The sequence below is a fragment of the Massilia sp. 01N410 genome (assembly GCF_056399665.1).
Genome location: NZ_JBFTRV010000013.1, coordinates 146865 through 167975 on the forward strand (window position 1 = coordinate 146865; position 21111 = coordinate 167975).

Here is a 21111-nt window from a genome sequence, read left to right on the forward strand (position 1 = left end):
GTTCACCACCTGCCGTAGGGGATGCCGTTCAGGCCCACCCGGCCGGACAGCGAATACACGTCGTACACGTCGTCGCCCTCCTTCGGTTCTTTGGCCTCGCTGGCATAGCTGCGCTTGCCCCAGGTCTGGGCATCGTCCAGCGCCGGGTCGGCGGCGAAGGGATCGCGCGGCAGGCGGCGCAGGAAGTAGATCTTCGCCTTCTTCGGGCTGCGCTGGTCGACCACGCCGTCGGCCAGCAGCTCCAGCCTGGGCGGATAGCCGGTCGCGCCCACGGCCTTGGCGATGCGGCCTTCGTCGCTGGCCTTCTTGTAGGCGTCGATGGCCTGGCGGATCTCGCGCAGGGCCAGGCGCAGGTCCTGCTCGTGGCGGCGCTGCGCGGCCATGCTGGCGGCTGGCACCACCATGGCCCCGAGCAGGGCCAGGATGGCGAGCGTGACCAGCAGCTCGATCAGCGTGAAGCCGCGCGCGCGACGCATCATTGGCGGGACGGCACCGGCGTCACGTCGGGCTGGGGCAGCGGCACGGCCTGCACCTCGGGCGTCGGCGGCAGCGCGGTGGCAGGACTCGAGGGCGGCGCGGATGGCGGCGGACCGCCCATGTTGACGCTGGTGGCCGGCACCATCGCCGCCGGCGCAGGCGCAGGTGCAGGCGCGGGCACCGGCGCCGGTGCAGCGACGGGCGAGGCCGGCGCGGACAGCTGCGGACGGCCCGGCAGCGTGGCCGGCAGGCGCACCGCCTGGTCCGGACGGCGCCGGAAGCTGGCCTCGGTGCCGGCATTGAATTCGGCGGCGCCGGCGGCCGGACGCTGGATGTTGCGCACCAGGTGGGGCGTGATCGACAGCACCACCTCGGTCTTGTCCCGGGTGTCCTGGCGGCTGCCGAACAGGCGGCCGACCAGCGGCAGGTCGCCCAGGCCCGGCAGGTGGGTGGCGCTGCTGCGCTCGTCGTTCTTGATCAGGCCCGCCAGCACCTGGTTCTCGCCATCCTTCAGCTGCAGCATGGTGGCGGCCGAGCGCGTGCCGATGCGGTAGGCGGTGGTGCCGGTCTTGGTCTGGATGGTGTCGACCAGGGTGCTGGCCTCGAGCGAGATGCGGATGCCGATCTCGTTGTTCAGGTAGATGGTCGGCTCGACGTTCAGGGTCAGGCCGACGTCCACGTAATTCACCGACTCGGAGGCGAAGCCGCCCACGCCCGAGGAGATGGTGGTGGTGATGGTCGGCAGCTTGTCGCCGATGACGACCTTGGCCTTTTCCTTGTTGCGCACGCGGATGCGCGGCGCGGCCAGGGTGTTGGCGTCGCCGTCGGTCTTCTTGGCGGCGATGGTCGCCGACACGCCGGTCACGCCGATATTGCCGGCATTGAGGCCGCGCACCTGGTCGATGGTGAGAGGGACGTCGTTCAGGTTCTTCAGCGGCGCGAAGGACAGCGCGGTCGGCCAGTCGACGCCGAGATCGAGCAGGCGGTTGCGCTGCACCTCGAGCACCTCGACGTCGAGCACGACCTCGGGTTCCGGCACGTCCTGCAGCTGGACCAGCTGGGTGGCCAGCCTGACCGCTTCCGGGCTGTCGCGCAGGATCACCAGGTTGAGCTTCTCGTCGACCACCACGTCGCGCGACTTGAGGATGGTCTTGAGCGTGTTGGCGATGCTCTTCGCGTCGGCATTCGCCAGGAAGAAGGTCTTGACCGTCATCTCCTGGTATTCCTTCTGCTTGGCCGCGATGTTCGGGTAGATCAGGATGGTGTTGCCGTCCATGACCTGGCGCTCGAGCTGGTTGGTCATCAGGAGGTAGTAGACCGCCGATTCGACGGTGCTGTTCTTCAGGAAGATGGAGGCCCGCTGGTCGGTCTTGACGTCCTTGTCGAACAGGAAGTTGAGGCCCGAATGGCGGGCGATGACTTCGAAGATCTGCTTGATCGGGGCATCGCGGAATTCCAGGCTGATCGGCGTCCTGAAGGCCTGGGCCAGGGCCGCCTCGCCCGGCGCCGCCGCGGTCTTTTCCGTGACCTCGGCCAGCAGCCGGCGCGCCGGTTCGTGGCTGGGGCGCTCGCTCAGGATCGCGCCCAGCTTCTGGCGCGCTGCGTCGTAGTCCTTGCGTTCGAAGGCGGCGCGCGCGTCCTCGAGCAGCACGGCGTGGCGGCGGTCGGCCTCGACCAGGCGCAGGCCGGCGCGGGCGCGGTCGTTGACCGGATCGATGCCCAGCACACGCTGGTAATCCTGCAGGGCCAGCTGCACATTGCCGTCGGCGAGTTCGCGGTCGGCCTGGGTCAGCAGGCGGTTGGTGGCGTTGTCGCGCGCGCCCAGCCAGGCCGTCTTATAGGCCGCATTCGCCGGATCGGCGGCCACCGCTTCCTGGTATTTCAGCAGGCCGGCCTCGACCCTGTCCTGGGCCACCAGCGCATTGCCCTCGCGGTAGGCCGCCTGGCCGGCGCAACCGGCCAGCAGGATGGCGACTGCAAGAGGTACCGCCAAGTTACGGGACAGACGCAGCATCAGTCGAATACTCCAATATTGAGCTGCTGAACCTGGTTCAGCGGCAAATAGGTCAGGGTCAGCAAGGGCGGTGCGATGGCGTCGACGCGATAAGTGCCGTCGATCAGGCTCTTGTCGTGCACGACATAGGTGCGGTCGCCGCGCGTCAGGTAGACCTCCCAGGCGCCGTTGGCCACCGCCTTGCCGATGAAGGTGAAGGGCAGCGGCGGCGCGCTCGGCGGCGCAGGCGGCGGCGCGGGTTGAGGCGGCGGCGGCGGCGTCCAGTCCTGGCGTCCGAACACGCCGCTCTCGCCCTGGCGGAATGCGGCCTCGCTGTCGCCGACCAGGGCTTCGCGCGGTATCAGTGCCAGGATGCGCGGTCCGCCGGAGCCCTCCGCCGCGGCCGGTGTGGCCGCCGCGGTGGCCGCTGCGAGCGCGGATGGGACAGGTGATGCGGCACGCGGGCGCGGTGCCCGCTCCGCCGCCTCGGCCACCTCGACCTCGGGCGAGCGGTCGCCGAAGATGGCCAGCAGCGCGGCGCCCGCCAGGGCCGCGCCCAGCAGCAGGTGGCGCGGCTTCATCGCTCGCCTCCCGGAACGTCCTTCAGGTAGAGGGTCAGGCGCAGGCGCGCCTCCACCACCGGATCGCCGATGCTGTCGCGGCGGAAGCCGATGTCGTCCAGCGAGGCGAACGGGATCGCGCGCAGCGCGCCCAGCGCGAACTGCCAGATGGCGCCATAACTTCCCTTCACCGGCAGGTTCACCTGGTAGGTGTAGAAGCGCGCATTGCGGTCGTAGGCGCTCTTGTACTCGCCCTGGCTGAGCGACAGGCCGTTCTTCGCCGCCAGCGCGAACAGGGTCTTCACCTGTTGCTCGGCGTAGCTGCGCGGGCCGAGGGCGGCATAGAAGGCGTCCAGCGTGTCGGGCGGCGGCGCGGCCGGAAGCGCGGACACAGGCGCGGCCGCAGGCACCTTTGATGCCGGGCTCGACGTGCGCGCCGCGGCCGCCTTCAGCGCATCGTGTTCCTGGTCGGCCCGCACGGCCGCGTGCAGGGTCCAGGCCAGCGCCGCGAGGCAGGCCAGGATGGCCAGCCCGATCGCCGTCAGCAGCGGATTGGCGCGCACGGCCAGCCGCAGGCGCAGCATCAGGCCGCCGAAGGATGGGGAGCTCATTGCGCCGCCCTCCACTGCGCGTCGAGCTGGAAGCGGATCGGCCGGTTGGGATCCTGTTCGTTGATCTCGTGGCGCGCCAGGACGACGCTGCTGAACCATTCCTGTTTCCGCAGCTGCCCGACGTAGGCGATCATGTCGTCGCTGCTCTTCGCCTCGGCAGTGATGCGCACGCTGTGCCTGCGCGCGTCCGGTTCCAGGGCCAGCAGCGCGACGCTGGCCGGCGTGCCGGCCTGCACGGCGTCGTGCAGCGCGCGCCAGGGCAAGTTCAGCTGCAGCACGGCGGCGTTCACCGCGGCCGCCTGGGCGTCGGGCACGGGCGGCCGGGCCACGGCCGGCGCCACCGTCCGCGCCTGCGCCTGGGTGCGCGCCTGCGATTGCGCGCGCAGCAGATCGATTTCGCGCTGCCGCTTGCCGATTCCGACGTTGGCGGCGCCCAGCGCGAACGCGATGCAGAGCAGCGCCCATCCCGCGGCCCAGGTCTGGCGCGGCGTACGGAACACGCTGCGCACCAGGCCCGGCGGTGCGAAATCGATGCGGACCTTCTTCATGGCGCCCTCCCCGTCATGGCCAGGCGCGCGCTGTCCGGCCACAGCGGATCGAGCTCGTCCTCGAACAGGGTGCAGGCGAACTTCAGGCGCCCGGCGCTGCTGGCCCAGCCTTGCGGCGCCGGGCCGCAGACCTGCAGGCGCTCCGGGCGGCCCAGGCCCACGCGCAGAGCCTCGCGCGCGACGTGGCTTTCCAGCCAGTCGCGGTCGGCGCCGTCGGGAATCGGCGCGGTACGCACCGCGGCCAGCTGTCTGCCCTCGAAGGCCGCCACGCTCAGCACGCCGCCGTGCACCAGGCCGAACCAGGCGCCAGGACGCAGCCGCGAACGGAACTGGTTCAGCGCGGCGACGAATTGCGGCGCCACCTCGACCAGGTGGAAGCGGTGGCTGGCAGCGGCCTGCCGCAGCTGCGCCAGCAGGGCCTGCGGCACGGCCGCGGCCAGGAAGGGCTGGCTGGCGTTCCAGTCGGCGCGGATGCTCCATCCGGCCAGGCCGGCGCCGAACAGCGCCTGGTAGCGCAGCGCGGCGGCGGCTTCCAGGTCGGCCATCCGCGCCGCGCCGCCCGGGGGCGCAACCTGCCACAGGCGCACCAGTTCGTCGGACAGCACCACGCTCACGCGCATGCCGGCCACGTCGTGCTCATCCAGCAGCAGCGGCAGCGCCTCCGCGATCGCATCCAGGCCCGTGTACGCGCCATCCGCGGCCAGGCGCAGCTGTCCGAGCAGCAGGGCGCGCTCGTGCTGCCAGGCGCTGGTGCGCACCAGCGCCAGACCGTCGGGCGCGATCCCGAGGCGCAGCGCCTGCGCCAGCCAGGGTCTCAGCCATCTACGCATGCAGGGTCACCCGTTTGATCTCTTCGATGGTGGTGGCGCCGCGCCTGACCAGATCGAGCGCGGCCATGCGCAGGCTGCGGGTGCCGTTGGCGGCGGCCGCGGCCTTGATGCGGCGGATCGGCTGCTTGTCGACGATCAGCTCGCGGATCTCGTCGTTCAGGGTCAGGATCTCGGCGATCGAGCGGCGGCCCTTGTAGCCGGTGCCGCGGCAGTCGCCGCAGCCCTTCCCGCGCATGAACAGGTAGTCGCCCACCTCTTCCGGGTGCAGGTGCGCCGAGGCCAGCTCGGCGTCGTCCGGCTCGTATTGCGCGGCGCAGTGCGGGCAATTCATGCGGATCAGGCGCTGGGCCCAGATGCCGTTCAGGGCCGAGACGAAGGCATACGGATCGATGCCCATGTGGGTGAAGCGCCCGAACACGTCGAACACATTGTTGGCGTGGACGGTCGTCAGCACCAGGTGGCCGGTCAGGGCCGACTGCACCGCGATCTCGGCGGTCTCGCGGTCGCGGATCTCGCCGACCATGATCTTGTCCGGGTCGTGGCGCAGGATCGAGCGCAGGCCCTTGGCGAAGGTCAGGCCCTTCTTCTCGTTGACCGGGATCTGCAGGATGCCCGGCAGCTGGTATTCGACCGGATCCTCGATGGTGATGATCTTCTCGCGCCCATTGTGGATCTCGGTGAGCGCCGCGTACAGGGTCGTGGTCTTGCCCGAGCCGGTCGGCCCGGTCACCAGCAGCATGCCGTAGGCTTCCTGGGCCAGCATGCGCAGGGTCGCCAGCGAGGGCGCATCGAAGCCCAGCGCCTCCAGTGTCAGCGCGCCATAGGACTCGATCATGGCGCGCTTGTCGAGGATACGGATGACCGCGTCCTCGCCGTGGATGCTGGGCATGATGGAAACCCGCAGGTCGATCTCGCGGCCGCCGGACTCCACGCGGAAGCTGCCGTCCTGCGGGATGCGGCGCTCGGCGATGTCGAGTTCGGCCAGCACCTTCAGGCGCGAGATGATGTGCTCGGCCAGTTCGATGCCGCCCACCGAGGCCGCATGATCGAGCACGCCGTCGACGCGGTATTTCACGGCCAGGCCGCCGGCCGTGCTCTCGAGATGAATGTCGGAGGCGCCGGCCTTCAAGGCATCGTACAGGGTCGAGTTGACCAGCTTGACGGCCGGGCTGGCGCCTTCCGACACCGAGGCGAAGGACAGCATCGTGGCGGCCTTGCCGTCGCGGCGCCCGGAGTCGCTGTCGCCCACCAGCGTATCGACGGCGCGCGCCGATTCCTCCTGCTTGCCGAGATAGGCCTGGATGTCCCCGGCCAGCGCCAGGCGCAGGTGCAGCGGACGCACAGCCGTGCAGCCGGCCTGCGCCGCCAGCCAGGTCTGGAGGTCGAGGTCGAAGGGGTCGGCGATCACGCCGGTCAGCTGCCCCTCTCCGTCTTTCAGCAGGACGCAGTTGCGCGCCATCGCATGCGCCAGCGGCAGCAGGTCGAAGGCCGGCTGCCGGCCGAACATCTCGGCCGTCTCCATGACCGTCAGGCCGAAGGGCTCGGCCAGCCGGCGCACGATCTGGCGTGCTTCCAGCCCGGACAGGGACTGCAGCTCCTCGACCAGCGAACGCTGCGACTGGCGGCTCTGGGCGCGCGCGCGAGCCAGCAGGGCGGGATCGAAGTGAGCGAACATGTCGGCGTTCGAATCAGTCACGACATGTCTCCGGCAAGGTCGAAGATCGGCATGTACAGCAGCACCACGATGGCGCCGACCACCAGGCCGATGGCGGCCATCAGCAGCGGCTCGAAGGTGCGCGTGAAGCGGTCGATCCAGCGCCCGATCTCGCCGTCGTAGAAGGCGGCCGAGCGGGTCAGCATCGGGCCCATGTCGCCGGTGCGCTCGCCCACCCGCAGCATGCGCAGCGAGATCGGCGTGGTCAGGCCGTTGGCCTCGAAGGCGTCGGACAGCGGACGCCCGGATTCGATCGCCGCCTTGGCCGCGCGCAGGCTGGCGCCGATGCCGGGCGAGACCATGCCCTGCACGGTCTCGATCGCGCTGACGATGGTGATGCCGCCCTCGTTGAGCATGCCCAGGGTCAGGTAGAGGCGCGACAGTTCGTAGACGCGGGCGCGCTCGCCGATGCCCGGCAGCTTCGCCAGCAGGCGCGCGGCGCCGCCCTGGCGCAGCACGCGGCGCATGCCCCAGCCGGCCAGCAGGATGGCGGCGGCGAAGGACAGCAGCAGGCCGCCGGCGTGGCGGCCGGCGAACTGGCCCCAGTCCAGCATCAGGCGCGACATCCACGGCAGGTTGCGCCCGGCCCCTTGATACACCTCGGCGAAGCGCGGCACCACATAGGACATCAGGAAGATCGAGACGCCGCCGCCGACCACCAGCAGGATCGCCGGATAGATCGAGGCGCTGACGATTTTCGAGCGCACGGCATCGATGCGCTGCTGGTATTCGATATAGCGTTCGAGGGCGCGCGGCAGGTCGCTGGTGCCCTCGGCGGCACGCACGATGCCGACGTAGAGCGGCGGGAACAGGGCCGGCTGCTCGGCCAGCACGCTGGAGAAGCGCTTGCCCTCGCGCAGGCCGGCCAGCAGGCGCTCCAGCACCGCGCGGGTGGACGGACCGGCTTCCTTTTCGAGCAGGGCTTCGAGGCCCTCGACGATGCCCAGGCCCGCGGTCAGCAGGGCCAGCAGCTCCTCGCTGAACAGGACCAGCGACAGCTTGCCGCCGCGCCGGCGCAGCTGGAAGCCGGCCGCGCGCGCCGGTTCGACCGCGCTGACGTAGAGACCGCGCGCCTCGACCTGGCGGCGGGCGTCGGCTTCATCCGAGGCATCGACCACCACGCTGGCGATGCTCATGTCGGGAGCGAGGGTGCGGACCGCGAACTGCACGGCAGGCGCGCTTATTGCGAGCTGATGTCGGCGGCGTCGCCGGTGCCGCCCGGCTGGCCATCCTTGCCGAGCGAGACGATCTCGTAGTCGCCCTTGGTGCCGGGCGCACGGTACTGGTAGGGGTGGCCCCAGGGATCAGGCGGCACGCCCTTCTTCAGGTAGGGACCGTTCCACTTGCCGGCGGCGGTGGGCGGCGCCACCACCAGGGCGTTCAGGCCTTCCTCGGTGGTCGGGTAGCGGCCGACGTCGAGGCGGTAGGTGTCGAGCGATTTTTCGAAGGCTTCGATCTGGGCGCGCGCCACCGTGACTTCGGATTTGCCGAGCTGGGAGAAATACTTGGGGCCGACATAAGCGGCCAGCAGGCCGATGATGACGATCACCACCAGCAGCTCGAGCAGCGTGAAACCTGCGCTGCGGGCCTTGTCGACACGACCGTGTGCGCCCCGGTACTTCTCTGAAACCATCCCCACTCCTTTGTGCTTTTGGAAAGCCTAGCCGTGCAAGGCTACCATGCTCCTAGACGCACAGACAATTTCTTTTTTACTATGCAACACAAGTTGCGACAATCGAAGGAAACGTATCGATGCGTCACAGGCCTGTAACCGAAAAAAGCCAGGAATAATGCAGCCACGCAAGGGGAATCGCCGGGGAAATCAGCGCGCCTGCAGAACCCCGCTGCCGCCCAGCTGGCAGGTGCCGGCGCGGCAGACGGCGCCGGGATCCATCATGTATTGGCAGGTCGAGACCCTGCCGTCCGCCGCATTGGCGGTGCGCCGCTCTTCCTTGTAGCGCTCGCCGAGGGCCTGGAGTTCGGCCTGCTGCGTCTTGCCCGAGGACCAGGCCAGGTAGCTTTCGGGCCCTCCGCAGGGACGCGCACCGAGCGCCAGCGTATGGCATTGCGCATCGCTGGAACAGTCCGGCGTGCCGACCAGGGCGCGGATGCGCGCAAGGGTATCGCCCGGTTCGCCTGCGGCGGCGGCCGGCGGGGTCTGGGTGCCGCGCGGCACCTGCCGGGCCTCGGGGGCGGCGGCGCTGCAGGCGGTACAGGCGGCCAGCGCCAGCAATAAGGGGATCAGGGTTCGCATGGACCCATCATGCGCCCCGGCCCGTCGCAGCGTCAAGCGTACCGATGGGGCGTCGGCACCCTTCGTTCATAAGCGCCTGTTACACGACAGATGCTTAGTTAATTCAAATATTATTCGGCTGAATGTGAATATCGCCGTTCGTTCGCTTGTGTGTTATCTGCCACACAAAGTTATCTTAAATGATATATTCTATGGCAAGTTTTGGGCAGTCCCGCAAGCCGCGCATCCGCGCATCCTCCACCGAAAAAAGGCAAACCATGATCAGGACCACACTTCGCGGCGGTGTACTCAAACATATCTTCGGCGCTGCCGTGCTTGCCATCGCCTCCGCCGGCGTGGCCCAGGCGGCCGTCATCGATTTCGAAGGCCAGAGCGGGCCGGCGCTCAACACGAGAAGCTTCGTGCAGGACGGCTACAAGGTCACCTTCCTCGATCCGGGTGGCGTGGCGCCGCCGAACACGATCCTGATCGGCCGCTTCATCGACGGCGGCAACCTGGCCAGCTGCGGTCCGAACGTTTGCCCGATCAATAACACGACGACCTACTTCGACCTGCTGACCAGCGGCCTGATCGACATCACGCCGAACGTGTCGGGAGCGACCTTCAGCTTCAGCGGACTGGACGCCAGCTTCATCGCCGCCCTCGGCGAACAGTACCCGTCCATCCCGGCCGCGCTGCAAGTGATCGGCCTGCGCGCCGACGGGACCACCGTCGACACCATCCAGTTCAACATCCCGGACACGATCGCCTTCCAGCACTTCGACGCGACCGATGCCGTCGGCGGCCTCGACTTCTCGCAGCAACAGTTCATCGAACTGGCGATCGTCGGCTTCCGCTGCAACGCGGAGGGCCAGTGCGGTGGCCTGGACGGCAATCCGGCCCAGATCGGCCTGGACAATATCGCCCTGTCCGACCTGCCCAGCAACGAGGTGCCGGAGCCGGCCAGCGCGGCCCTGCTGGCGCTGGGCCTGCTGGGTGTGGGCGCGGGCACCCGCCGCCGCCGCTGATCCCTTCGCGGCAACGCCGGCGCGGCCTCCGGGATGCGCCGACTCCCCTCCTTTTCTGCCCTCCTCCTCCCACGTGCCGAAGCGATAACACAGCTTGCCGCGGATGTGAATTTGTTTATGCAGTTTTTCCAGATGTCAGTACGCAAACGTCGCATCAGCACGACGTTGCCTTGGTGCACTTAAAATTTCCCCGAGCACACTTTCGGCATTTACTCGCAACTTCGCTTATTTCCACACAAAAATCTTTCAAAACATCAATATTTGCACTAAATTAACGAAAAAAATATTGAGTCGCGGAAAATTTCCTGCCTACAATAGATCATCTGTTGAACGCACCCTCTTCCGCACCATGAAACTTCACGCCTTCCGCTCCGTTTCCGCCTTCGTCGTCGCCGTCATCCTCGCCGCCTGCGGCGGTGGCCAGGCCGACCAGCCGACCCAGACCGCTGCCGCCGTGCTCGTGTCCGGACAGTCGGGCACTGCATCCCAGGTCGCTGCCACCATGCCGGCGCCGGATTGCGCCGCCGATGGCTGCAAGAGCCCGCGCATCATCGACGGCAACGCCGAAGCCTACCGCTACGATGCGATGCGCCGCGCCGCCGCCGGCCAGGCAGCCGGCGACACCAGCAGCAGCATCTGATTCTTGCCGGAGGCTCAGGCTTCCAGCAGGCGTAGTTCGAGGCAGCGCGCCAGAGCGTGCGCGCGATTGCCGACCCCGAGCAGGCGGTAGATCCGCTGCAGGTGGTTCTTGACGGTCAGCGCGCTGATCCCGAGGATCAGCGCCATCTCTTCATTGCTCTTCCCCTCGCGCAGCCAGCCGACGATCTCGGTTTCGCGCGCGCTCAGCGGCCGCGGCGGCCGGCCGGCGGCATGCGCTTCCGACACCGGCAGGCGCAGCAGCGCCAGGTGCAGGTGGGCGAGCAGCAATTCCAGGAAATAGGCATGCCGCGGCCCCGGCCGCATCGGCAGCCCGAACAGCAGGAATACGCTTGCCCCGTCCGCCAGCGGCCCGGTGCCGTGCACCAGCACGCTGTCGAAGCCGGCTTCCCGCAACTCCGTTCCGAAACCGGCCAGGGCGCCGCGCCTGCCGTCCGCCTCATCCGCGCCGAGGTCGGCCAGCGCCGGCAACCTGCCGCCCCGCATGCAGTGGCGGGCGATGCGCAGCGCCAGGCCGTCGCGGCAGTCTGCCAGCAGGGTTTCGGCATCGGCCGGCAGCAGGGTCGCATGCAGGCATTCCAGCCGGCGCAGCGCACCCGAAGGCGCGAACTGCAGCGCCACCATCACCTGGTGCGGCAGCAGCGCCTGCAGCTGGCCCTGGGTCCAGAGAAAGAACTGGCGCATGCTGGCCACCCGCAGGCCGGATTCGACGGCGCGCAGCAGGTATTCCTGCTCCTGCCGGCTGAGGATGACGACCGCGTCCACGCGCGAACTCAGGCGACCTCGGACCAGTCGACGCGCGCGTTCCAGGCCACGAAGCGGTAGCCGGTGCCGCGCACGGTTTCGATGTGTTCCTGGTGGCCGCTGGGCTGCAGGGCGTTGCGCAGGCGGCCGACGTGGGTATCGACGGTGCGCTCGTCGAGCACGGCATGGCGGCCCCAGACCTTGTCGAGCAGCTGGGAACGGGTGTGCACGCGCTCCGGATGGTGCATCAGGAAGTTCAGCAGGCGGAATTCGACCGGTCCCAGCGCCAGCAGGCGCGAGCCGGCGATCACGCGCTGGGTGCCGGGATCGAGGCGCAGGCCGGCCATCTGCACGGTCTCGCTCGACACGTGCGGGATGCGCCGCCGCAGCACCGCTCCCATGCGCGCCAGCAGCTCACGCGGATTGAAGGGTTTGCCGAGGTAATCGTCGGCGCCCGATTCCAGTGCCAGGATCTTGTCGTGCTCGCCGATCCGGCCGGACACCATGATGATCGGCAGCTCGCGGGTGCGCGCCTGGGCGCGCAGGCGGCGGATCAGCGCCTCGCCGGATTGTCCGGGCAGGTCCCACTCGAGCAGCAGCATGTCGGGCAGGCTGTCGTCCATCAGCACCAGGGCCGACTCGGCGTCGAGGCAGCTGGCGGCATGGTGGCCGGCGCTGCTCAGGTTCAGCTCGAGCAGCCGGCGGATGGCGGGATCGGGGTCGACCACGAGAATGTGTGCTGCCATGGAACTCGGTCTACATTGCTGGGTCTGCGGGAACAGGAATGATTTTAATATGCACCAAGCAAGATGGACTGAACAATATGATTTGCCTTGGAGATTGATATCTTTCCCGAATAAATGAGAAAAGCGCGCAAACCCTAGAGGGAAGCGGGCTTCACCCGTCCGGAACAGGCCGGCGAGGGCGCGGCAAAAGTGGCGAAAAGGATACATACAAGACACAAAAAACCCGCCTGCCCTCGCGGACAGGCGGGTGATTGCAGCCGCTGCCCGGGTCAGGCGCGGCGGCGCTGCATCAGGCCCATCAGGCCGAGGCCGGTCATGACCAGGGCCCAGTCGGCCGGTTCGGGCACGTCGGTGTTGCCGCCGCCGGCGCCTTCGGTGACGAACGCGATGTCGCTGCCCTGGATCTGCGGCGGCGCGCCGGCGGACAGGTCGATCTGGACCACGGATCCGGTGAGGTAATCCGTCTGCTCCTGGTTCACGACGGCGACGCTGAAGCGGCTGAAGTCGCTGCCGGTATCGCCGACATCGAGCGTCAGGTCGAAGCCGAGCAGGCCGCCGAAGGTGACGGCTTGCCACAGCGCGCCGTCCGGAGCACGCAAGGTAAAGCCGTTGCCCGCCGCGGACGCGTCGCCGAACAGCGTGGTGCCGCTGCCGACGCCGGTGAGCTTGCTGATGAAGGCCGAGGTCGGCACCCCGGTGCCCGGGCCGGCCAGCGACAGCTCCAGGTAGCCGCTGCCTTCGGCGGCGAAGGACTTGGTGGTCAGGTCCACGTGGTAGGTGATCGGGGTGGCCAGGGCGGCGCCGCAGGCCATGGTCAGTGCCAGCAGCGAGCTGGTCAGGAGCGATTTCAGAGTTGCCATCTTGTTTGATCCTTGATTCGGTGGGTTAGAACGAGCCGCTGTACAGCTTCGGCGTGTACGAGATCGTGACCTTGTTCGGGTTGCTGAATGTCACGCTGACCGTCACCGAGGCGCCCGCGGCGAGCGACGCATCGGGCAGCGTCACATACGGCGCACCATCCCTGGTGCCGCTCTTGTTGTCGAGCGTGACGCCGGCCGGCAGGCCTTGCAGCAGGAACTGCAGGGGACCGCTCAGCGCCGCAGCGCCGATGTTGGTGAAGGTGACCGAGCCGCTGTACTTGTTGGTGATGCGGTTGACGGTGAAGCCCGACTGCACCGCTTTCACGCTGGCGCTCACGTCGGTCAGTACCGGCGCCAGGTTCAGGCTGACGATCACCGGATCGTGGTCGGAGGCGCGGAAGGCGTTGTTCACGTAGGGGTCGTTGCCGGCCTTGCCTTCCAGGTTGTAGTCGATCGCATCCGGTTCGTCGGCGTTGTTATGCCATTCGGTCACGCCGGCCACCTGCTTGTCCAGCGAGGTACTGGCCAGCGCGTGGTCGAGGTAGCCGCTCTGGCCGTCGAACACATAGGAGTACGGCATGCCGTTCGGACGCACGAAGCGCTCCAGCTCGCTGACCATGCCCTGGCCGTTCAGGTAGACGATCGGATCTTCCTGGCCGTAGGCATTGAAGTCGCCCACCGCCAGCACGTCCGGATCGCCCGAGCTTGCCACCACCTGGTTGATGAAGCTCACCAGCTGCTGTGCCTGCTTGACGCGGGTGGCGTTCCAGCAGCCCTGGCCGTCGCCGCTGTCGCTGTCGCCGGTGCCGGCGCCGCTGCAGCTGCCCTTCGACTTCAGGTGGTTGACGATCAGCGAGAACCTGGCGCCGTTGGCGACCGACTTGAAGGTCTGGGCCATCGGCGGACGGTTGTTGATCGCGGCGTTGTCGGACATCGAAGCGCCCACCAGGCTCACCACGGCCGGCTTGTAGATCATCGCCACGCGGATCGCGTCGGTGCCGGTGGCCGGCGGCTGCGGCACGACGGCGTAGGCCGGATAGCCGACCGCCTGATTGAGCTGGCCGACCAGGTAGTTGACCGCATAGTCGCCGTTGTTCTGGATTTCCATCAGGCCGACCACGTCGGCATCCATGCCCTTCAGCTCGTTGACGATCTTGTCGCGCTGGCGCACGAACTCGGCCAGGCTGTCGGCGCCGCGGCAATTGCTCTTGCTGGTCGAACTGCCGAGCTTGCAGCCCTGGCCGGTCCGGCCCTCGACATCGGTGCCGTCGGTGAAGGTGGTGAAGAAGTTCAGCACGTTGGCGCTGGCGACCTTGACGTTGCCCGGGGCGACTTCCGGCTTGTCCAGGCGCGCATTGGTGCGGCTGATCTGCGGGGTCTCGGTCGGCTGCACCTTGAACGCGGCGCCGCCGCCGCCGATCGCGCCGAAGTCGAGCACGCCGGTCAGGTCGTTCACGGTATCGCCGGTGCGCACGGTCTTGTCGTCGGCCAGGTAGGGAATCTGCGGCGGGGTCGTGAAGATGCCGTCGTCGAGGACGACCATGTTGCGATCGTTGGCCTTGATCAGCGCGATCGCTTCCGGGGTGCCCGGGCGATAGCGGTTGGTGGCGGTTTCGCGGCGGCCGTTCGACAGCACCAGTTCGCCGCGGTCGGCCAGGTAGCTGTTGCCGTTCACGGTCAGCGGGCCGACGAAGCGCACCAGCATGCCTTCGTAGTTGGCGAGGTCGGCGTCCGGCAGCTGGATATTGGTCGGGGCGATGGTGTAGCCGCTGCCGGTGACGGTGACCGCGGTGACGCTGGTGAGTTCGGTGTAGGAACGGGTCGCGCCGCTCGGCTTGTATTCGGTCACGGTGCCGGTCACGCGCACCATGTCGCCGACGTTGCCGGCAGTGGCGGCGCCGAACACGTAGATGGCGTCCGAGGTGGTCGGGTCGCCGTCGCCGTTCGGGTCCTGGATGAAGAAGCCGCCGCCGCTGAGCTTCTTGGTGATCACGCCGCTGGTGGTCTGGACGGTGTTCGCGTACTTGCTGGTGGCGCCGCTGCCCTGGATCTGCGGGATCGTCAGCTGGCCGGCGACCGAGACGTTGACGGTGCAGCTGTTGCTCTGGCTGGCGTCGTTGCTGAAGCTCACCACCACCGGATAGAGGCCGGCCGGCACGTTGGCCGCGACCGACAGCTTGACCGAGGCGCTGCCGCCGGCGGCGGCGGCCGGTGCGAAGTCGGTAAGGCTGATGCCGCTCACGGCGCCGCTGGCGATGACGGCGGCGTTGACGATGCTGTCGCTGTCCGATGCGCTCAGGGCGCCGGAGAAAGCGGTGCCGAGGCCGCCGCTGACGGTGGCCGGGCAGTTCAGGACGATCGGCGCGGCCGGCGGGGTGCCGCCGCCAGTGCCGCTGCAGACATGCAGATCGCTGGCGGTGTTGCGCGGCGCCGGCGTGCCGTTGACGAAATCGTTCTTGTTATCGTCGGTATCGGCACAGCCGCCGTCCTTGCGCAGCGCGGCGAGCGAACTCGACAGGTTCGGCGAGGTGGGGCCAGTGCCTTCGTAGCCGGTGGCGCTGGTGCCGAAGCCGACCAGGTCGGCCAGCGTGGGCTGGTCGGTCGGATTCGGATTGGCGACCGTCGGCAGAGCGGTCTGGCTCCTGACCAGCGCGACCTTGCCTGCGCTGGCGCTCATGTTGACGCTGCCGGATGAGGCGTCCGCGGCCGGCATCGCGGCGCCGACCGCGCCGCCGGATTGCAGCTGAATCAAGTAGTACTGTCCCGCAGCCAGGGTTACCTTGGGAATGTTGACCTTGTTGCTACCCCAGCTGTTGCCGCCGGCAGAGGTGTACTGGATGCTCCAGCCATCGAGGGTGACAGGGGCGCCGCTGCGGTTGAACAGTTCGACGAAGTCGTTCTGATAGGTGGCGCCGCCGTTGCCGCCGCCGCCGTAGACCTGGCTGATGACGATGGGGCCGCCGTCACCGGCGAAGGCCGGCGCCGACAGGCTGGCCAGCAGGGCCGCGAGCACGGTCAGGCGGCCTGGAGCTTGAAAGAATGAACGTTGGGTCATGTGGGTTCCCGAAGTGGATGCGGTTGTCAGTGAAACACTTAACAAATCAATATTAAATGCACAAATTGACAACATCATGACCACGGATTAGTCCGTACGGACCAATCCGCTTCACCGCTCGGGAAACGGAAGGGGGACGGCCGTCAGCGCGGCCGTTTGCGGTAGGGAGCCGCCAGCGGCTCGCCGATGAACAGGCCCTGGGTCGGCCAGGCGACGCTCTTCCAGTAGGCTTCGATCGCGCTATTGCCCTGCACGTAATGCTTGAGCAGCACGGTCGGATTGGGGAATTTCTGCCAGTAGTTGCAGGGTTCGCTGACCGAGCCGTAGCTGGCGGTGGCGCCCGCCTCCAGCCAGCGCAGGCTGCTCATCTGCCCTTCTCCCAGCAGGTCGCCGCCGAGCGAAGTCAGGTGATCGGCCAGGGCGCCGGGCAGGAAATGCAGGGTATTCAGCTTGTCCACCTGGGCCATGCCGGTCTCGTAGATCATCACGTCCTTCGCGCCTTCCAGCACATCGCCCTGGATCGTCTTGGTGCTGAGTTTCCTGGACTCGATACGGCCCGGCGGCGGGAAGAAGCCGGCGCGCGAGTTGCGCGCCTTTTCCGAGGTGACCAGGTAATAGGCGGTGGCCGGCACGACGCGGAAACCGGCCGAGGCGCCGCGATCGATAAGCGCCCTGGCTTCCGATACCGATTCGGTCGGCAGCAGCATCGACAGGCGCAGCTTGAGGTCGGTATAGGGCCGTGTGGAACTGGAGTTGAAGTAAGGGCTGGAGCGTCCGCTGGCGCAGGTCTTGGCGCACTGGGAGGGATCGAAGCCCAGCGTGTAGGCGCCGGTGATCGAATTGCACTCGACCCTGTAGGGCGCGGTCCAGACCATCAGCACCGCCTGGATGTCCGGGCCGAGGTGGCTGTCGATCTCTTCCCTGAGTTCCTGGAAGCGTTCGAAGCTGATCTCGTGCGGCTTGTCCGGAATGCTGACGTGGACCACGTTGGCTTCCGGGATGCCGCGCCGCTTGCGGTAGTACTCGCCGATCTTGACGCTGTTCGGCTCGGCATCGTTGATGACGACGGCCAGTTGCGCCGGCTGCAGGCTGGGGGCACTGGTGAACTGGGCATGGGCGCCGGCGCTGACCGCCAGCATCAGGAAGGGAAGAAAACGTCGGATCGATCTCATCCCTTCATCATGCCACAACTTGCAACGAGGACAATTTACGCCCGTTTGCGCTGGCGCCAGTGTCCGAACGCGGCGAGCATGCCGATCCCGGCCAGCAGCATCGCGCCGGCGCTTGGCTCCGGCACCGGGACGATGGCGAAGATTTCCATCGCATTCACGGTGACGGCCTGGCCGCCCAGGCTGCCGTCGATGATGCTCATGCCCTCGTTCATCGGATTGCCATAGCTCAGTTGCCAGGACAAGGCCTTGGTGAGGTCGTCATTGACCAGCAGGTCGGGGCCGGAGCCGAACACGGGGCCGAACAGGATGTCGTTGAAGGTCTGGCGCAGACCCTGGCTGGGTAGCTCGTAGCTGGTCGGCACCTGGCGGTAGACCGCCGGCGTGGTGAAGTTGAACAGGAAGGCGGTGCGCTGGAAGTCGCGCTCGGTCTCGTGCCAGCCGTCGGTGGACGACCAGCTCTGCGGGTTGTAGCCGCCCACCAGGAAGCTCTGCCCGCTGCTGTTGGTCACGTCGAGCAGGGTGAAGCTTGCGCCCCTGCCGTCGGCGGCCTGGTGGAAGGTGGCCGAGGTATCGCCCGGACGCAAGGTGTAGACCTTGTCGAGGTTGAACTCGCCCTTGCCGAGCCAGCGCTCTAGCTGGGCCTGGCGGCCGTCGTCCAGCAGGCTGGAGCCGCCGATGATATCGCCTGCACGCGCAAGGCCGCCGGCCAGCGCCAGCACCATGCCGCCCGCCGCAATGATCGTCTTCATGGGAGTCCCCCATCGGTTCGAGTCAAGGCATTGTATGCCTGACGCATGATGATGTACGCACTGTAGACCTGCGGAAAAGAGAACGCCGCCGGCGCTGGTGCGCGGGCGGCGTGATCAAGGCGAATGTGATTCAGGCGAACGGGTCAGGCGCGCTGGTAGACGTCCTCGAAACGCACGATGTCGTCTTCGCCCAGGTAGCTGCCCGACTGCACCTCGATCAGGTGCAGCGGCAGCTTGCCCGGGTTTTCCAGGCGGTGGGTCATGCCGATCGGAATATAGGTCGACTCGTTCTCGGCCAGCAGCTTGACGCTGTCGCCGCAGGTGACGCGCGCGGTGCCCGACACCACGACCCAGTGCTCGGCGCGGTGGTGGTGCATCTGCAGCGACAGCTTCTCGCCCGGCTTGACGCAGATGCGCTTGACCTGGAAGCGCTCGCCGGCATCGATGCCTTCGTAGAAGCCCCAGGGACGGTAGACCCGGGTGTGATACAGGTGCTCGGTGCGCTCCTGGACCTTCAGGTGGTCGACGATGTTCTTGACGCGCTGGACCTGGTCCTTGTGCGCCACCAGCACCGCGTCCGAGGTTTCCACCACGACCAGGTCCTTGACGCCGACCACGGCCACGATGCGGCTCTCGGCGCGCACCAGCGAATTGCTGACGCCGTCCAGGTAGACGTCGCCGCGCTGCACGTTGCCGTGGGCATCGGCCTGCTGCACGTCGGCCAGGGCCGACCAGGAACCGACGTCGCTCCAGCCGATGTCGGCGGCGACCACCACGCCGTCACGGGTATGTTCCATGACCGCATAGTCGATCGAATCCGACGGGCAGGCCGTGAACGCGGCTTCGTCCAGGCGGCAGAAGTCGAGGTCGCGGTAGGCGCTGCTCATGGCCTGCTCCGCCGCCCTGGCGATCTCGGGCGCGTGCTGCTCGATCTCGGCCAGGAAGCGGTCGGCGCGGAACATGAACATGCCGCTGTTCCAGTAGAAGCCGCCATCGGCCACGAAAGCTTCGGCCGTGTTGCGGTCGGGCTTCTCGACGAAGCGCTCGATCTTGTAGCAATCATCAACGCCCGGCAGCGGCTCGCCGCGGCGGATGTAGCCGTAGCCGGTTTCCGGCACGCTCGGCACGATGCCGAAGGTGGCCAGCGAACCGTCCTGCACCATCTGGTACGCACGCTCGACCGCCAGGCGGAAGGCTTCGTTCTTCTCGATCACGTGGTCGGCCGGCAGCACCAGCATGATGGCCTCGGGATCCTCGGCCAGTAGGTGGCGCGCGGCCGCGGTCACGGCCGGGGCCGTGTTGCGGCCGACCGGCTCGAGCAGGATGCCGCTCGGGGTGATGCCCACCTCGCGCAGTTGCTCGGCAACCAGGAAACGGTGTTCGTTGCCGCAGACGACCAGCGGCGCCATCAACCCCGGCCAGCCGCGGACCCGCAAAGCGGTCTCCTGCAGCATGGTCTTGTCGGTGACCAGCGGCAAGAGCTGCTTGGGCATCAGGGCACGCGAGAGCGGCCACAGGCGGGTGCCGGCGCCGCCGGAGAGGATGACTGGATAAATTTTCATGCGCTAATTTTCTCTAATGGGGAATCTGTCTCGTCCGCGCCGTCTTTGCGGCGGCTGCGGCGACGGTCGCGGGCGTTCAGCCACTCGTCGGAGCTGTATTCGGACGAGTGCTTCATCTCGCCGGCGCGGTCGATGCTGTAGTCCTTGAAGACGATCATCTCGTGCAATGTCACATCGTTAAGCACGCGAGTATATTCGAAAAGCACGCTACGGACGATTTCGGCACCTTCGCAGATGTGGCTGCCATGGCCGATCCAGGTCGGGCCGATGATGGTGGCGCCGGCCTCGATCTTGACGCCGGAGCCGATATAGACCGGGCCCTTGATGGTGGTACCGTTCCAGTCGATGCTGGTGTTCAGGCCCACCCACAGGCCGGGCTCGATCTCGATGCCGGGCACGTCCATGTGATTGACTTCGCCGGTCAGCACGTTCTGCAGCACTTCCCAGTAATCCGACACGCTGCCGATGTCCAGCCAGTTGAACGGGCGGCCCTGGGCATAGAAGGGCATGCCCTTCTCCGCCAGCAGCGGGAACAGCTGGGAGCCGATGTCGAACTCCACGCCCGAGGGGATCAGGTCGATGACTTCGGGTTCGAAGATGTAGATGCCGGTGCTGATGAAATTCGACAGCGCCTCTTCCTGCTTCGGCTTTTCCTGGAACTGGGTGATGCGGCCGTTCTGGTCGGTGACCACCACGCCATAGCTCGACACCCTGTCCCAAGGCACTTCCTTGGTGATCACGGTGGCCATCGCCCCCTTGCGGCGGTGCTCCAGCAGGGCCGCCTTCAGGTCGAGGTCGATCAGGGCGTCGCCGCACAGGACGATGGTGGTGTCGTCGAAGAAGCCGCCGAATTCCTGGATCTTCTTCATGCCGCCGGCCGAGCCGATCGGCACCGCCACCACTTCGCCGTCTTCCTTGGTATAGCCTTCGAAGGAGTAGCCGATCTGGACGCCGAACTGCTCGCCCTCGCCGAAGTATTCCTCGATCTTTTCGTGCAGGTGGCTGACGTTGACCATGATCTCGGACACGCCGTGCTTGCGCAGGTGTTCGATCAGATAAGCCATCACGGGCTTGCCCAGCACGGGGATCATCGGTTTCGGCAGGTCATAGGTCAGCGGACGTACGCGGGTGCCTTTGCCTGCTGCAAGAATCATCGCTTTCATGGTTCGGTCCTCATGCTCATTTTGGGGTAGTCTGGTAGCGCCAGGAGTCGGCGCACATCTGCGCGATGTCACGCTTCGCCGTCCAACCGAGTTCCTCGCGCGCGCGGGTCGGGTCGGCGTAGCACTTCGCGATGTCGCCGGGGCGACGGTCTACGATCTGATACGGAATCGGCTTGCCGCAGGCCTTTTCGAAGGCATGCACCATTTCCAGCACGCTGTTGCCATTGCCGGTGCCCAGGTTGTAAGTATGTAGTCCGGCGCCCTGGGCCAGCTTGTCGAGGGTCTTGACGTGGCCGATCGCCAGGTCGACCACGTGGATGTAGTCGCGCATGCCGGTGCCGTCCGGGGTCGGGTAGTCGCCACCGTACACGGACAGTTTCTCGCGCTGGCCGTTGGCGACCTGGGCGAT

The 21111-nt window shown here is 67.4% G+C and carries 21 protein-coding genes; 2 read left to right on the forward strand and 19 right to left on the reverse strand.

Annotation, left to right across the window (positions count from 1 at the left end):
• Positions 1-2 precede the first annotated feature (2 nt).
• The 10 genes from AC1DOP_RS18025 to AC1DOP_RS18070 all read right to left on the reverse strand — a co-directional run bounded on the left by AC1DOP_RS18025 (position 3) and on the right by AC1DOP_RS18070 (position 8987).
• A complete protein-coding gene (locus AC1DOP_RS18025; protein ID WP_477252565.1) occupies positions 3-479 on the reverse strand; it encodes a prepilin-type N-terminal cleavage/methylation domain-containing protein in 477 nt (158 codons plus the stop codon).
• Positions 476-2491 carry a secretin N-terminal domain-containing protein gene (locus AC1DOP_RS18030; RefSeq protein ID WP_477252567.1) on the reverse strand — a complete coding sequence of 672 codons (2016 nt, stop codon included), beginning with the start codon at positions 2489-2491 and terminating at the stop codon, positions 476-478. The genes AC1DOP_RS18025 and AC1DOP_RS18030 overlap by 4 nt, the downstream gene beginning before the upstream one ends.
• Positions 2491-3051: a hypothetical protein gene (locus AC1DOP_RS18035; RefSeq protein ID WP_442121717.1), complete on the reverse strand. Its 561-nt coding sequence runs from the start codon at positions 3049-3051 to the stop codon at positions 2491-2493. Before AC1DOP_RS18035 ends, AC1DOP_RS18030 begins: the two co-directional genes overlap by 1 nt.
• Positions 3048-3641 (reverse strand): hypothetical protein, encoded by a 594-nt coding sequence (locus AC1DOP_RS18040; protein ID WP_442121718.1) that lies wholly within the window; start codon positions 3639-3641, stop codon positions 3048-3050. The genes AC1DOP_RS18035 and AC1DOP_RS18040 overlap by 4 nt, the downstream gene beginning before the upstream one ends.
• A complete protein-coding gene (locus tag AC1DOP_RS18045; protein ID WP_477252569.1) occupies positions 3638-4189 on the reverse strand; it encodes a PilN domain-containing protein in 552 nt (183 codons plus the stop codon). The genes AC1DOP_RS18040 and AC1DOP_RS18045 overlap by 4 nt, the downstream gene beginning before the upstream one ends.
• Complete coding sequence (locus AC1DOP_RS18050; protein ID WP_477252571.1) at positions 4186-5019, reverse strand: hypothetical protein; 834 nt, start codon at positions 5017-5019, stop codon at positions 4186-4188. The genes AC1DOP_RS18045 and AC1DOP_RS18050 overlap by 4 nt, the downstream gene beginning before the upstream one ends.
• Positions 5012-6694 (reverse strand): GspE/PulE family protein, encoded by a 1683-nt coding sequence (locus tag AC1DOP_RS18055; RefSeq protein ID WP_442121744.1) that lies wholly within the window; start codon positions 6692-6694, stop codon positions 5012-5014. The genes AC1DOP_RS18050 and AC1DOP_RS18055 overlap by 8 nt, the downstream gene beginning before the upstream one ends.
• A 17-nt stretch (positions 6695-6711) precedes the next feature.
• Positions 6712-7902: a type II secretion system F family protein gene (locus AC1DOP_RS18060; RefSeq protein ID WP_477252573.1), complete on the reverse strand. Its 1191-nt coding sequence runs from the start codon at positions 7900-7902 to the stop codon at positions 6712-6714.
• Positions 7903-7913: 11 nt separating this feature from the next.
• Entirely contained in the window at positions 7914-8366 is a 453-nt protein-coding gene (gene gspG / locus AC1DOP_RS18065; protein WP_442121722.1) for a type II secretion system major pseudopilin GspG, read from the reverse strand.
• Between the two features lie 189 nt (positions 8367-8555).
• Positions 8556-8987 carry a hypothetical protein gene (locus tag AC1DOP_RS18070; RefSeq protein ID WP_442121723.1) on the reverse strand — a complete coding sequence of 144 codons (432 nt, stop codon included), beginning with the start codon at positions 8985-8987 and terminating at the stop codon, positions 8556-8558.
• A 257-nt stretch (positions 8988-9244) separates the two neighbouring features.
• Here AC1DOP_RS18070 and AC1DOP_RS18075 point away from each other — a divergent pair, with 257 nt between their 5' ends.
• Positions 9245-9994, forward strand: a complete 750-nt coding sequence (locus tag AC1DOP_RS18075; RefSeq protein WP_477252576.1) for an NF038120 family PEP-CTERM protein — start codon at positions 9245-9247, stop codon at positions 9992-9994.
• Positions 9995-10343: 349 nt separating this feature from the next.
• Positions 10344-10634, forward strand: a complete 291-nt coding sequence (locus AC1DOP_RS18080) for a hypothetical protein (protein ID WP_477252578.1) — start codon at positions 10344-10346, stop codon at positions 10632-10634.
• A gap of 14 nt (positions 10635-10648) precedes the next feature.
• Here AC1DOP_RS18080 and AC1DOP_RS18085 read toward each other — a convergent pair whose 3' ends face one another.
• The 9 genes from AC1DOP_RS18085 to AC1DOP_RS18125 all read right to left on the reverse strand — a co-directional run.
• The gene (locus AC1DOP_RS18085) at positions 10649-11416 is read right to left on the reverse strand and encodes a LuxR C-terminal-related transcriptional regulator (protein ID WP_477252580.1); all 768 of its coding nucleotides are present in this window, start codon (positions 11414-11416) and stop codon (positions 10649-10651) included.
• A gap of 8 nt (positions 11417-11424) precedes the next feature.
• Positions 11425-12141 (reverse strand): winged helix-turn-helix domain-containing protein, encoded by a 717-nt coding sequence (locus AC1DOP_RS18090; protein ID WP_442121727.1) that lies wholly within the window; start codon positions 12139-12141, stop codon positions 11425-11427.
• 269 nt (positions 12142-12410) lie between these two features.
• The gene (locus AC1DOP_RS18095; protein WP_477252582.1) at positions 12411-13001 is read right to left on the reverse strand and encodes an NF038129 family PEP-CTERM protein; all 591 of its coding nucleotides are present in this window, start codon (positions 12999-13001) and stop codon (positions 12411-12413) included.
• Between the two features lie 25 nt (positions 13002-13026).
• The gene (locus AC1DOP_RS18100) at positions 13027-16056 is read right to left on the reverse strand and encodes an ExeM/NucH family extracellular endonuclease (protein ID WP_442121729.1); all 3030 of its coding nucleotides are present in this window, start codon (positions 16054-16056) and stop codon (positions 13027-13029) included.
• Positions 16057-16199: 143 nt separating this feature from the next.
• The gene (locus AC1DOP_RS18105; RefSeq protein WP_442121730.1) at positions 16200-17228 is read right to left on the reverse strand and encodes a TIGR03790 family protein; all 1029 of its coding nucleotides are present in this window, start codon (positions 17226-17228) and stop codon (positions 16200-16202) included.
• Positions 17229-17263: 35 nt separating this feature from the next.
• On the reverse strand, positions 17264-17977 hold the full coding sequence (locus tag AC1DOP_RS18110) for a PEP_CTERM-anchored TLD domain-containing protein (protein WP_442121731.1): 714 nt from the start codon (positions 17975-17977) through the stop codon (positions 17264-17266).
• Between the two features lie 143 nt (positions 17978-18120).
• Positions 18121-19539, reverse strand: a complete 1419-nt coding sequence (locus AC1DOP_RS18115; RefSeq protein WP_442121732.1) for a mannose-1-phosphate guanylyltransferase/mannose-6-phosphate isomerase — start codon at positions 19537-19539, stop codon at positions 18121-18123.
• A complete protein-coding gene (locus AC1DOP_RS18120; RefSeq protein ID WP_442121733.1) occupies positions 19536-20702 on the reverse strand; it encodes a nucleotidyltransferase family protein in 1167 nt (388 codons plus the stop codon). The genes AC1DOP_RS18115 and AC1DOP_RS18120 overlap by 4 nt, the downstream gene beginning before the upstream one ends.
• A 16-nt stretch (positions 20703-20718) precedes the next feature.
• Positions 20719-21111: GDP-mannose 4,6-dehydratase (locus AC1DOP_RS18125; RefSeq protein WP_442121734.1), on the reverse strand; the 393-nt coding region annotated here is incomplete at its 5' end.